11 protein-coding genes are annotated in these 12,667 nt (G+C 71.8%); 6 read left to right on the plus strand and 5 right to left on the minus strand.

Translation table 11 applies throughout. The annotated features are described in order from the left end of the window. Position 1: 1 nt before the first annotated feature. Genes K1T34_RS31305 through K1T34_RS31315 form a run of 3 tightly spaced genes read right to left on the minus strand, consistent with a single transcriptional unit; the run spans position 2 to position 4,070 of the window. Entirely contained in the window at positions 2-1,639 is a 1,638-nt protein-coding gene (locus K1T34_RS31305; protein ID WP_220238352.1) for a thiamine pyrophosphate-binding protein, read from the minus strand. Next, the gene (speB, locus tag K1T34_RS31310) at positions 1,636-2,580 is read right to left on the minus strand and encodes an agmatinase (RefSeq protein ID WP_255638805.1); all 945 of its coding nucleotides are present in this window, start codon (positions 2,578-2,580) and stop codon (positions 1,636-1,638) included. Before speB ends, K1T34_RS31305 begins: the two co-directional genes overlap by 4 nt. A gap of 38 nt (positions 2,581-2,618) precedes the next feature. Continuing rightward, on the minus strand, positions 2,619-4,070 hold the full coding sequence (locus tag K1T34_RS31315) for a sodium:solute symporter (RefSeq protein ID WP_220238354.1): 1,452 nt from the start codon (positions 4,068-4,070) through the stop codon (positions 2,619-2,621). Between the two features lie 107 nt (positions 4,071-4,177). Here K1T34_RS31315 and K1T34_RS31320 point away from each other — a divergent pair, with 107 nt between their 5' ends. From K1T34_RS31320 to K1T34_RS31345, 6 genes are all read left to right on the plus strand, one after another. Further along, positions 4,178-5,659 (plus strand): PucR family transcriptional regulator, encoded by a 1,482-nt coding sequence (locus tag K1T34_RS31320; RefSeq protein WP_220238355.1) that lies wholly within the window; start codon positions 4,178-4,180, stop codon positions 5,657-5,659. 97 nt (positions 5,660-5,756) lie between these two features. Then, a complete protein-coding gene (locus tag K1T34_RS31325) occupies positions 5,757-6,431 on the plus strand; it encodes a response regulator transcription factor (RefSeq protein ID WP_220238356.1) in 675 nt (224 codons plus the stop codon). After that, positions 6,431-7,576, plus strand: coding sequence for a cell wall metabolism sensor histidine kinase WalK (locus tag K1T34_RS31330; protein ID WP_220238357.1), 1,146 nt, complete (start codon positions 6,431-6,433; stop codon positions 7,574-7,576). The genes K1T34_RS31325 and K1T34_RS31330 overlap by 1 nt, the downstream gene beginning before the upstream one ends. Before the next feature lie 30 nt (positions 7,577-7,606). Next, positions 7,607-8,119: a hypothetical protein gene (locus K1T34_RS31335; protein WP_220238358.1), complete on the plus strand. Its 513-nt coding sequence runs from the start codon at positions 7,607-7,609 to the stop codon at positions 8,117-8,119. 38 nt (positions 8,120-8,157) lie between these two features. Beyond that, positions 8,158-8,688 (plus strand): permease-like cell division protein FtsX, encoded by a 531-nt coding sequence (locus tag K1T34_RS31340; RefSeq protein ID WP_220238359.1) that lies wholly within the window; start codon positions 8,158-8,160, stop codon positions 8,686-8,688. Between the two features lie 21 nt (positions 8,689-8,709). Continuing rightward, complete coding sequence (locus K1T34_RS31345; RefSeq protein ID WP_220238360.1) at positions 8,710-9,204, plus strand: hypothetical protein; 495 nt, start codon at positions 8,710-8,712, stop codon at positions 9,202-9,204. A gap of 48 nt (positions 9,205-9,252) precedes the next feature. On the opposite strand, the gene K1T34_RS31350 is transcribed toward K1T34_RS31345, so the two are convergent. Together K1T34_RS31350 and K1T34_RS31355 are read right to left on the minus strand one after the other, a co-directional pair. After that, positions 9,253-11,364, minus strand: a complete 2,112-nt coding sequence (locus tag K1T34_RS31350) for a 3-hydroxyacyl-CoA dehydrogenase NAD-binding domain-containing protein (protein ID WP_220238361.1) — start codon at positions 11,362-11,364, stop codon at positions 9,253-9,255. Further along, positions 11,365-12,600 carry a thiolase family protein gene (locus K1T34_RS31355; RefSeq protein ID WP_220238362.1) on the minus strand — a complete coding sequence of 412 codons (1,236 nt, stop codon included), beginning with the start codon at positions 12,598-12,600 and terminating at the stop codon, positions 11,365-11,367. Between the last annotated feature and the right edge of the window lie 67 nt (positions 12,601-12,667).

Raw genomic sequence — 12,667 nt, forward strand, 5'->3', positions numbered from 1 at the left:
GTCACCGCCGCTCCAGGTGGGTCGGGGCGAACATCTTCAGCACGGCGGGCAGCACGACCACCGACGGTCCGGGCGTGCGCAGGGCCTTCGCCAGGTCGGCGCCGACGGAGTCCGGTGTGGACAGCACGGCCGGAACCCCGAACGACTTCGCCAGCGCCACGAAGTCGGGCCGCGCCAGCTCGGTCGCGGTCGTCTCGCCGAAGGCGCCGGTGAGGTACTCGCGCAGGATGCCGTAACCGCCGTCGTCGATCACGAGCCACGTGACGTCGAGGGCGTGCTGCTTCGCGGTGGCGAGCTCGGCCAGGCCGTACATCGCGCCGCCGTCGCCGGAGACGGCCAGTGTGGGGATGCCCGTGACGGCCGCGCCGAGCGCGCCGGGCAGGCCGTAGCCGAGGCCGCCCGCACCCTGCGCGGTGTGGATCGGCGCGCCGTCCGGCTGCCACGCCGACCACGCCCAGTAGGCGGCGATCGTCATGTCCCAGAACGTCTGCGTGCCGTCCGGCACCGCCGCGCGGAGGTCGTCGACGAGCTTGCGTTCCGCCGCCAGGTTCTGACTGTCCAATCGCGACTCGACGCGGGCCAGCAGGTCCTCGACGGCGGCTTCGGCGCGTCCGTCCGCGGTCCTCGGGGGAACTTCCAGCGCCCGCAGGAACAGCCGCACGTCGGCGTGGATGCCCAGCGCGGGGTAGTTCGACTCCAGCTTCCCGAGGTCGGCCTCCACCTGGATCACCCGCCCGCGTGGCGCGAACTCGCGGTAGTTGCTCGACAGCTCGCCGAGCCCGGAACCGAGCACCAGCAGCACGTCCGCGCCGGCCAGGAACTCCGTGGTGTGCCAGTCCTCCAGCCACGAGCGCGCCGAAAGCTCGTGGTTCCACGGGAACACGCCCTTCCCGCCGAACGTCGACACCACCGGCGCCCGCAACGCCTCGGCGAGCGCCTGCAATTCCGCACGCACACCGGACCGCAGGGCGCCACCGCCGGCGAGGATCACGGGGTTCTCGGCCGCGGCCAGCAGCCGGGAAGCTTCCGCCACCAGCTCCGGCAACGGTTCCAGCGGCACCGGCGTCGCCGTCACGTCGTGCAGCGGCGGCAAGGAAGCCGGCGCCAGCAGCACGTCCTGCGGGATCTCCACCCACACCGGCCCGTACGGCGCGGTTGCCGCCGCCGTCCACGCTTCGCGCAGCGCCGTCGGGATCTGGCCGGCGGTCCGGACCACGTGCACCGACTTCACGACGTCGCGGAAGCTCGCCTGCTGGTCCGGCAGTTCGTGCAGGTAACCGTGCCGCCCGCCGCCGAGCCCGGCGACGGGGATCTGGCTGGAGATCCCCAGCACCGGCACCGACGCGGCGCGCGACTCCTGTAGTGAGGCCAGCGTCAGCAGCGCACCCGGGCCGGTCGACACGATCATCGGCGTCACCGGCACCGGGCCGCGGGGGTCCGCGGCCAGCCGCGCGCGGGCGAACCCGTCGGCGGCGAACGCGAGGTTGTTCTCCACCCGCGAGCTCACCACGCGCACGTCGTCCGCGCGCCGTAGCGCCTCGAACAACCCCAGCGCGTGCTGGCCCGGCAGGCCGAACACCGTGTCCGCACCGAGCGCTCGCAGCGTCTCGACGACGACGTCGCCCCCGATGCGCGTCATTCGCTCTTCTCCAGCGCCAGCAGGCTCACGAGGTCGTAGGCCACGTGCGAGGCCGCGATGGCGGTGATCTCGGCGTGGTCGTACGCCGGGGCCAGCTCGACGACGTCGGCGCCCACCAGGTGCAGGTCGCGCAGCCCGCGCAGGATCTCCAGCAGCTCGCGGCTCGTCATCCCGCCCGCCTCGGGCGTGCCGGTGCCGGGTGCGTGCGCGGGGTCGAGCACGTCGATGTCCACCGAGATGTACAGCGGGCGGTCGCCGATGCGCTGCCGCAGCGCGTCGACGGTCTCGTCGATGCCGCGGCGCAGCACGTCGCCGGAGGTGACGATGCCGAAACCGAGCCGGCGGTCCTCCTCGAGGTCGCGCTTGCCGTACAGCGGGCCGCGCGTGCCGACGTGCGAAAGCGCTGCCGTGTCGAGGATTCCTTCCTCGACGGCGCGGCGGAACGGCGTGCCGTGCGTGTAGGGCTCGCCGAAGTAGGTGTCCCACGTGTCGAGGTGCGCGTCGAAGTGCAGCAGCGCGACGGGACCGTGCTGCTTCGCCGTCGCCCGCAGCAGCGGCAACGCGATGGTGTGGTCGCCGCCGACCGTCACGAGCCGCGTGCCGCCGGCCATGAGCGCCTCGGCGTCCTGCTGCACCTTCTCGATCGCTTCGCCGATGTGGAACGGGTTCGCCGCGATGTCACCCGCGTCCACGACCTGCCGTTCGGCGAACGGCGACACGTCCAGCGCCGGGTGGTACGGCCGCAGCAGCCGGCTCGCCTCGCGCACGGCGGCGGGACCGAAGCGCGCGCCCGGCCGGTACGACACGCCGGAGTCGAACGGGACGCCGACCACGGCGACGTCGGCGCGCTCCACCTCGTCGATCCGCGGCAGCCGCGCGAAGGTCGCGAAGCCGGCGAAGCGCGGGACGCGCGACGAGTCGAGCGGGCCGATCGGGGGCAGGTCACTCACTGCGGTGTGCTCCTCGTGGTTGGGGGTGTTCAGGCCTTCGCGGCGGACGGGGTCTCCGCTGCCGCTTTCTCTTCGTCTGCCGCGGAACCGTTCAGGCGCCGCGTCCAGACCGACAGGATGGCTTCGGGGGTGCGCGGCGTCGCGAGGCTCACCGCGACGTACACGATCAGGCTCGCGCCGAGGCCCCAGTAGATCGGGCTGTTGGCCGCGACCCCGTCGATGATCATGAACGCGACCACGAACCCGGTGCCGGCCACCATCGACGCGTACGCGCCCTGGCGGGTGCCGCGCTTCCAGAACAGCGCGCCGAGGATCGTGACCAGAAGGCCGCCGACGAGGATGTCGTAGGCGATGGTCAGCGCGTTGACGACGTCGTCCACGACCATCGCGATGCCGATGGCGACGATGCCCAGGACCAGCGTGGTGACGCGGTTGCGCAGCACCTCGCCGCCCTTGAGGCCGATCTTGCGCAGCAGGTCCGACGTCGTCGTGGTGGCGCACGCGATCAGCGCGCCGCTGGAGGTCGACATGAGCGCCGACAGCGCGGCGGCCAGCACCAGCCCGCGCACGCCGGTCGGCAGCAGGCGTTCGGCGATGGTGGCGAACGCGTCCTGCGCGCTGCCGAGGTCGGGGTAGAGCACCTTCGCGGCGGTGCCGATGAGCGCGCCGGCCACGCCGTAGACGAGGCAGTAGACGCCGGAGATGATGCCGCCGCCGGTCGCGATGCGCGGGGTGCGGGCGGTGAACACCCGCTGCCAGATGTCCTGCCCGATGAGCAGGCCGAAGGTGTAGATCAGGAAGTAGGTGAGGATGGTTTCGCCGCCGATCGAGGTGAACTCGAAGTAGGTGGCGTCGAGCTTCTCGGCCATCCCGCCGAAGCCGCCGGCGGAGACGAGGGCGATCGGCAGCAGCACGAACAGGATGCCGATCGTCTTGATCACGAACTGCGCGATGTCGGTGAGCGTGATCGACCACATGCCGCCCAGCACCGAGTAGAGCACCACGATCGAGCCGCCGATCGCGATGCCGGCCCAGCTCGGGATGGCGAACAGGACCTTGAAGATCGACGCGAACGCCAGCGTCGAGGTCACGGTGAGCATGAGCGTGTAGCCCCACATGACGACCCCGGACACGGCGCTGGTGCGGCCGCCGTAGCGCAGGTCGAGCATCTCGCCGACGGTGTACACGCGCAGCTTCACCAGCCGCCGCGCGAACACCGCGTGAAGCACGAGGATGCCGACGCCGATGGTGACCACGAGCCAAGCGCCTGAGACGCCGTAGGTGTAACCGAGCTTCACGCCGCCGACCGTGGACGCGCCGCCGAGCACGACGGCCGACATCGTGCCGGAGTACATGAACCAGCCCAGCCGCCGGCCCGCCACGAGGTAGTCGGACTTCGTCTTCGCCAGGCGCAGGCCGATCCAGCCCACTCCGATCATGCCCGCGATGTACAGCGCGATCACCGCGTAGTCGCCGCCCACGGGGTCCTCCTCGGTTCTCTGCGGGGTTGTTCGGGCCACCGTAGGTTCGTGCGCCACCGCTGCGGCATGGGACGATCCGGCCAAGAACCTTCGAAAGCCGGGATGGAATGACCCAGAATCTCGCGCACGAGTCCGCGGAAGTGAATGTTCCGTTACGGACGGTTGTCGGCAACCCGGAGCTCGCGCTCGACCTCGTGCGGGAGACGCTGCGGCCGGGTGCGCTCGACGCGCCCGTGCGCTGGGCCCACGTGAGCGAGCTCGACGATCCCGCGCCCTACCTGCTCGGCGCCGAGCTGGTGCTCACCGCCGGGGTGAACCTGCCGCGCGAGCCCGGGCACTACGTCCGCCGCCTGCGCGACGCCGGCGTGACCGCGCTGGGCTTCGGCCTCACGCCGACGGTGTCGGAGACCCTGCCGGAGCCGCTGCGCGACGCGTGCGTGCGCCACGGCCTGCCGCTGGTCGTCGTGCCGCCGCGTACGCCGTTCCTCGCGATCAGCCGGGCCGTGGCCGTCGAGCTCGCCGAGGCGGGGCAACGCGAACAGCGCCGGACGGCCGTCGCGCGTGAGGCCCTCACGCGCGCTGCGGGCGACGGCATGGGGGCGCTCGTGACGACGCTGGCCGAGCGGCTGCGGGGCTGGGTGGCGCTCGTCGGGCCCGCGGACGCGCTCGTGGCGGGGCACGACGCGCCGCAGCCGTTGCCGCGCGAAGTCACGGACCTGCTCACGACGTTGCGCGCGGGCACCGGCATCCGCAGCGCGACCACCGAGCTGCCCGACAGCACGTACGTGGTGGCGCAGCCGGTGTACCCGCAGGCGACGGCGGCGCACCTGCTCGTGCTCGGGCGTCGCCGCCGGTTCGACGGTGGTGACCGCGCGATCCTCGCTGTCGGCGCGGCTTTGCTCGGGCTCGTCGGCCGCGCCGGGTCCGACACCGCGCAACTCGGCGCGGCGGCCACCGGGTTGTTGCTGGGGCAGGGCGGCGCGGACGTGCTGGCGACATTGCTGGGCACGGGGGAGTGCCGGCTCGTGGCCGGGGTCGCGCACCGCCGGGGTCCGGACGAGGTCGCCGTGCGCCACGACTGGCTGCGCGCGCGGCTCGACACCCCGCTCGTGCAGGTGCTGGCCGGGCCGCGGTTCCTGGCGGTGGTGGGTGCGTCGCCGGAGCTCGACGGGTTGCGCGAGCACGGCTGGCTCGCGGTGGCAGGCTCGCCCGTGACCGCGGACGGGCTGCCGGGCGCGCTCGCGGAGGCGGAGCTGCTGCTGGCCCGGGCGCAGGCCCTCGGGCGCCCGGTGGTGGCCGCGGATCCGCTGGGTTTCGACGCGCTCGTCGCGCCCGGTGCCGCGGCGGGGTTCGCCGAGCGGGTGCTGGCGCCGTTGCGGGAGCTGGACCGCGCGCACGACCGGGAGCTGGTGCCGACGCTGCGCACCTGGCTCGCGCACCACGGCGGCTGGGACCGCACGGCCGCCGAGCTCGGGGTGCACCGCAACAGCGTCCGGCACCGGATCGGGCAGGCCGAACGGGCGCTCGGCGTGGATCTTTCGGACCCGGAGACGAGGATGCGGCTCTGGTTCGCGTTGCGCTGGTCGTGACGCCGGCTCGACGTTCGCCGTGAGCTGCGCGTGAGGTGACCGGAGTGTCCATTCAGGTCTCTCAGGTGCTCTCAGGAAACTGTGGGATTGTGGTCTCGTGCGTGTTCTGGTAGTCGAAGACGAAGAGCCCTTGGCCGACGCGATCGCCCGCGGCCTGCGCCGTGAGGGCATGGCGGTGGACGTCGCGTTGACCGGTGACGACGGGCATGAGAAGTCGTCCGTCACCCGGTACGACGTGGTGCTGCTCGACCGCGACCTGCCCGGGATGTCGGGCGACGAGCTGTGCCGCGAGATCGTCGCTTCGGGCGAGCTGACGCGGGTGCTCATGCTCACCGCGAGCAGTTCCGTCTCCGACCGGGTCGACGGGCTGTCCCTCGGTGCGGACGACTACCTCGCGAAGCCCTTCGCGTTCCCCGAGCTGGTCGCCCGCGTGCGCGCGCTCGGCCGCCGCGCGACGCCGGCCGCGCCACCGCTGCTCACGGCGGGCGACGTGGAGCTGGACCCGGCGAAGCGCATCGTGCGCCGCGCGAGCGGGCCGATCGACCTGACGCGCAAGGAGTTCGGCGTGCTCGAGGTCCTGCTGTCGGCTTCGGGTTCGGTGGTCAGCAGCGAGGAGCTGCTGGAACGGGTGTGGGACGAGAACGCCGACCCGTTCACCACGACGGTGCGGGTGACCGTGATGACCTTGCGCAAGAAGCTGGGTGAGCCGGGGATCATCGAGACCGTCGTGGGCTCGGGCTACCGCGTGCCGGTCGCGGAGGCCGGCGCGTAGTGAACCTGCCCGGCACACGCAGCCTGCGGGCCCGGGTCACGATCCTCGCGACCGTGCTGGTGGCCGCGGCCGGGCTGCTCCTGCTGTGGCTGGCGTGGTCGCTCGTGGGCGACGCGGTGGACGCCGTGCCGCACATGCCGCCCGGCACGATCGTGCGTGTGGACGGAGTCGACGTCGACGCGTCCACGCTCGCGCAGCACCTGCGCACGCACGCCGTGAACCGGGTGCTGATCTTCGGCTCGCTGGCGTTCTGCTTCGTCGTGGCCGCGGCGGCGATCCTCGCGTGGACCTTCACTTCGCGCGTGCTGCTGCCGCTGCGCGAGATCACCGGCACCGCGCGGCGGCTGTCGGTGGAGTCGATGGGCGAGCGCATCGGCGAGATCCGCTCGCGCGACGAGCTGGCCGAGCTGGCCCAGACCTTCGACGACATGCTCGACCGCCTGCAGGCCGCGTTCGACGCGCAGCGCCACTTCGTCGCCAACGCGAGCCACGAGCTGCGCACGCCGCTTTCGGTCATCCGCACCGAGCTCGACGTCACGCTGTCTGACGAGGAAGCCGACGAGGCGGAACTCCGGCGGATGGGCGGCGTGGTCCGCGACGCCACGGAACGCGCGGGCCAGCTCGTGAACTCCCTGCTGCTCCTGGCCCGCACCGACGGCGCCGGCTTGGTGCTGCGGGAGCCGGTGGACTTGGCGGTGCTCGTCGGACGCGCGTGGGCGGCTGTGCGCGCGGAGGCTTCGGCGCGTGGCCTGCGGGCCGAGTTCGCCACCGTCGCCGCGCCCGCGTTCGGCGACCCCGCGCTCCTCGAACGCATCGCCGGCAACCTCGTCGAGAACGCTGTGCGCCACAACGTCGACAACGGCTGGCTCGAGGTCACCACGACACCGGGCCCCCAGTGGTCCACGCTGCGCGTGCGCTCGTCGGGCGGCCTGTTGGACCCGGCGGCTGTGCCGGAGCTGTTCGAACCCTTCCGCCGCGCCGGCGTCGCCCGCACCGCCCGCTCCGGCGCGGGCCTGGGCCTCTCGATCGTCCGCGCCGCCGTCCAGGCCCACGGCGGCGCGATCTCCGCGGAACCTGTGGTGGGCGGCGGGTTGACGGTGACAGTGCACCTTCCGGCGGGTCCGCAAGGAGTTCCCGCCCGGTAACGTTCCCGCGCGCCGCGCTGATGATCGTGCGTGGGGATTCGCTTGTGGCGCTGGTTGGCGCCTGTTCTCGTGGCCGCGCTCGGCGCGGGTGTCGGCTTGGCCTTCGTGGTCGGCATGGCCGTGCGGCCGGATCCGCTGCCGATCGACCGCACGCCGGTGCCGCTCGCCGCACACCAGCTGTGCCGGGATGTGCAGGCGTACTTCGACACCGACGAGCAGATGCGGCGCGCGGCCGGCTCGTTCCACGACGATCCCGACGCGCGGCTGGTCTTCGTCGAGACCAAACATGAGTCCTTCCTCTCTCTGCGCGACGGCTTCAAGGACCATCCGGAGATCCTGAACGGCCTGGGCGGCGAGGAGAGCTCGCCCGCGGTGGTCACCGTCGTGCCGCCGCCCGCCACCGACCTCGTCGCCTACACCGCCCGCCTGAAGACCCGCTTCCCGGACGCGCAGGAGGTCTACTCCCTCGACGTCAACGCCTTCAACGAGAAGTTCGGCAAACCTCGCGACGCCCCGACCTGCCCACGTGCGGGCGAGTACTGACGGGGACCGGTCCCGGCCGCGTGGGTGATGATCGAATGATGGGGATTCGTATCTGGCGCTGGCTCGCCCCGGTGCTGGTGCTCGCACTGGGCGCGGGCGTCGGGCTGGCGTTCGTCGTCGGGGCGGCCGTGCGGCCGGCTCCGCTGCCGGTGGATCGCACACCGGTGCCGCTGGCAGGGCATCGGCCGTGCGCGGCCGTTCAGGTGTTCTTCGACGCCGGTGCGCCCGGGCGGGATCTCGACCAGGAGATGCGGAGGGCCGCCGCCGCGCTCGCCGACGACCCGAAGGCGCGGCGCGTGTACACCGAGACCCAGGCCGAGGCGTGGGTGCGCTTCCAGGAGCTGTTCAAGGACCACCCCGATCTGCTGGCCGAGGCAGGCCCGGAGAACATGCCGGCCTCGGTGACCGTGATCCCCGTGCCGGGCACCGACCTCACCGCCTACGCGACAGAGCTCGGCAAGCGGTTCCCGACCGCGAAGAACGCCCAGCCCTTCGACATCAATGCCGTCAGGGACAAGCTGGAGCCGGACAAAAGGGGCCCGGCCTGCCCGCGCGCGGGAGAGTTCTGACGGGTCAGGAAGAATCGGCGCATGGGGATTCGTTTGTGGCGCTGGCTCGCGCCCGTCATGGTGGTTGCGCTCGGGGTGGGCGCCGGTGCCGCGTTCCTCGTCGCCGGGGCGGTGCGGCCCGTGGTGTTGGCGGCGAACCGGACATTGCCGCCGACAACCGGACATCAGTCTTGCATGGCCGTGCAGGTCTACTTCCGCGACGACGATGCGATGCGGAGCGCCGCCGCCGTGCTCCGGAACGACCCGAAGGCCCGCCGGGTCTACCTCGACACCCAGGCCCTGACCTGGATGGAGTTCAAGAAGATCTACCAGCAGGATCCGGCGAAAATCGCCGCGACGAGTGAGAGCGCCATGCCGGCGACGGTGGCCGTGCTTCCGGTGCCGGGCACCGACCTCAATGCTTACGCCGCGGAGTTGAAGCAGCGGTTCCCGGACGCGCAGAAGACAAAGACGTTCGACCTCGAGGCCGCGCAGGAAAAGTACGCCCCGGAGGCACAGGGCGACGTCTGCGCGTAAGCGCCGAACCGGGGCGGCCGTCCACACAGGACAGCCGCCCCGAGAACATCAAGCCACCGGCACCGAAGCCACACCCGGAGCCAGGAACGGCTTACCGTTCACCCGCTCCGAAACCCCCGCGCGGTCCAGGTACGGCGTGATGCCGCCGTTCCAGAACGGCCAGCCCGCGCCCAGCAGCAGGCACAGGTCGATGTCCTGCGCTTCCGCGACCACGCCCTCGTCGAGCATGATGCGGATCTCCTCGGCGATCGCGTTCAGCGCGCGGTCACGCACCTGCTCGGCCGTGGAGGGCGACCCGCCGCGCGTCCAGAGGGCGTCGACCTCCGGGTCGACGGACGCGGTGCCCGAGGAGTCCCAGGTCCACACGCCCTTCTTGCCCGCCTGCACGAACTTGGCGAGGTTCTCGCTCACCGTGAAGCGGTCGGGGAACGAGCCGTGCAGCGTCTCGCCCACGTGCAGCGCGATGGCGGGGCCCACGAGCTGCATCAGGTTCAGCGGCGACATCGGCAGGCCGAGCGGCTCCAGCGCCGAGTCCGCGACCTCGAACGGCGTGCCCTCGTCGACGGACACCAGCACCTCGCCGAGGAAGCGCAGCAGGAGCCGGTTGACGACGAACGCCGTGGCGTCCTTTACCAGCACGCTCGACTTCTTCAGCTGCTTGCCGACCGAGAACGCCGTGGCGAGCGTGGCGTCATCGGTCTGCTCGCCGCGCACGATCTCCAGCAGCGGCAGCACGGCGACCGGGTTGAAGAAGTGGAAACCCACCACGCGCTCGGGGTGCTGCAGCTTCGAGGCCATCGCCGTGATCGACAGTGACGACGTGTTGGTCGCCAGGATCGCCTCGGGCGACACGTGCTGCTCCAGCTCCGCGAACACCGCCTGCTTCACGCCCAGCTCTTCGAACACGGCCTCGATCACGAAGTCGGCGTCGGCGAACGCGGCCTTGTCGAGCGACCCGGTCACCAGCGCCTTGAGCCGGTTGGCGCCGTCCGGCGACACGCGCTTGCGGGCGAGCAGCTTGTCGATCTCGTCGTGGACGTAACCCACGCCCTTGTCGACGCGTGCCTGGTCGACGTCGGTGAGCACCACCGGCACCTTGAGACGGCGCACGAACAGCAGCGCGAGCTGGCTCGCCATCAGGCCCGCGCCCACGATGCCGACCTTGTTCACCTTGCGCGCCAACGACTTGTCCGGCGCACCGGCCGGCCGCTTAGCGCGCTTGTTCACGAGGTTGAACGAGTACAGCCCGGCGCGCAGCACGTCGGACATCAGCAGCTCGGCCAGCCCGTCCGTCTCGGCGGCGTACCCGCGGTCGAGATCGTTCTCCCGCGCCAGCTCCAGCAGCTCCACGGCCTTCGTCGCGCCCGGCGACGCGCCGTGCGTGCGACCGTCCACGATGGACTTCGCCCGCGCGACGGCCGCGTCCCAGCCGGCGCCCCGGTCGATGTCGCGCCGGGCCGGGGTGACTTCGCCGTTCACGACCTTGGCGAGCCACAGCAGCGACTGCTCGAGGTAGTCGGCCGAGCCGAACACCTCGTCCACGATGCCGAGCTCGGCCGCCTGCTTGACGTTGAGCATCTTGTTCTGCGCCAGCGCGTTCTCGATGATCACGGTCACGGCGGCGTCGGCCCCGATGAGGTTCGGCAGCAGCTGCGTGCCGCCCCAGCCCGGGAACAGGCCGAGGAACACCTCGGGGAACGCGATCGCGGCGGTGTTCTCCGACAGCGTGCGGTAGTGGCACGACAGCGCGAGCTCGAGCCCGCCGCCCATCACCGCGCCGTTGACGAAGCCGAACGTCGGGATCGTCGACTCGGTGAGCCGGCGGAACACGTCGTGGCCGGTCTGCGCGATCTTGCGGGCCAGCGCCGGGTCCGACACGGCCTCCACACCGGACAGATCCGCGCCGACGGCAAAGATGAACGGCTTGCCGGTGACCGCGATCGCCGCGGGTTCGGCCTCGAATGCCACGTCGAGCGCGGCGTTGAGCGACACGAGGCCCTGCGGGCCGAACGTGCTCGGCCGGGTGTGGTCGTGGCCGTTGTCGAGCGTGATCAGCGCGACCGGCTTCGCGAGCCCGGGCACCTTCACCAGGCGCGTGACGGCGGTGGTCACGACCTCGTCGGGGAACGCGGCCTTGGCCTCTTCAGCGGTGAAAGTCATTTACTTCGCCCCCTCGAACGCCGGGTTCTCCCAGATCACAGTGCCGCCCATGCCGATGCCGATGCACATGGTGGTCATGCCGTAGCGCACGTCGGGGCGCTCGGCGAACTGGCGCGCCAGCTGCGTCATCAGCCGCACGCCGGACGAGGCCAGCGGGTGCCCGCACGCGATCGCGCCGCCCCACTGGTTCACGCGCGGGTCGTCCTGGTCGATGCCGAAGTGGTCGAGGAAGGCGAGCACCTGCACGGCGAACGCCTCGTTGATCTCGAACAGGCCGATGTCGTCGATCGACAACCCGGTGCGCTTGAACAGCTTCTCCGTCGCCGGGATCGGGCCGATGCCCATGACCTCGGGCTCGACGCCGGCGAACGAGTAGCCGACCAGCCGCATCGCGACGGGCAGGCCCAGCTCGCGCGCGGTTTCCTCGTCGGCGAGGAGCGACGCGGTGGCGCCGTCGTTGAGGCCCGCGGCGTTGCCCGCGGTGATGCGGCCGTGCGGCCGGAACGGCGTCTTCAGCTTCGCCAGCTGCTCCACGGTCGTGCCCGGGCGCGGCGGCTCGTCCTCGGTCGCGAGGCCCCAGCCCAGTTCCTTCGACCGGATCGCGACCGGCACGAGCTCCGGGCCGATCTTGCCGGTCTTCACGGCCTCGGCGTAGCGCTCCTGGCTGCGCGCGGCGTAGGCGTCGGTGCGCTCCTTGGTGATCTCGGGGAACCGGTCGTGCAGGTTCTCCGCGGTCTGGCCCATGACGAGCGCGGTCGGGTCCACGAGCTTGTCGGCGATGATGCGCGGGTTCGGGTCCACGCCCTCGCCCATCGGGTGGCGGCCCATGTGCTCGACGCCGCCGGCGATGGCGATGTCGTAGGCGCCGAAGCCGATGCCGCTCGCGACCGTGGTCACGGCCGTCATCGCGCCGGCGCACATGCGGTCGATCGCGAAACCCGGCACGGACTTCGGCAGGCCGGCCAGCAGGGCGGCCGTGCGCCCGATGGTCAGGCCCTGGTCGCCGATCTGGGTCGTCGCGGCGATGGCGACGTCGTCCACGCGCTCGGGCGGCAGCTCGGGGTGCCGCCGCAGCAGCTCACGGATGGCGTTGACGACCAGGTCGTCCGCGCGGGTCCCGGCGTAGATGCCCTTGTCACCCGCCTTGCCGAAGGGGGTGCGTACCCCTTCGACGAACACGACGTTGCGTACCCCACGCGCGGTCGGCGCAAGAGGCGGCGTTGCTGGTGCGGCCACGAATGCTCCTGAAGTAGACAGAAATCCTGTCCGCACGATAGCCCTTGTTACCCACGGGTAACCAGGG

Source organism: Amycolatopsis sp. DSM 110486 (assembly GCF_019468465.1).
Lineage (GTDB): Bacteria > Actinomycetota > Actinomycetes > Mycobacteriales > Pseudonocardiaceae > Amycolatopsis.

What these genes read in the sequence shown, in the direction of transcription:
- K1T34_RS31305 (WP_220238352.1), bottom strand. Translation starts at nt 1,639, where the DNA reads ATGACGCGCATCGGGGGCGACGTCGTCGTCGAGACGCTGCGAGCGCTC.
- K1T34_RS31320 (WP_220238355.1), top strand. Translation starts at nt 4,178, where the DNA reads ATGACCCAGAATCTCGCGCACGAGTCCGCGGAAGTGAATGTTCCGTTA.
- K1T34_RS31340 (WP_220238359.1), top strand. Translation starts at nt 8,158, where the DNA reads ATGGGGATTCGTATCTGGCGCTGGCTCGCCCCGGTGCTGGTGCTCGCA.
- K1T34_RS31345 (WP_220238360.1), top strand. Translation starts at nt 8,710, where the DNA reads ATGGGGATTCGTTTGTGGCGCTGGCTCGCGCCCGTCATGGTGGTTGCG.
- K1T34_RS31350 (WP_220238361.1), bottom strand. Translation starts at nt 11,364, where the DNA reads ATGACTTTCACCGCTGAAGAGGCCAAGGCCGCGTTCCCCGACGAGGTC.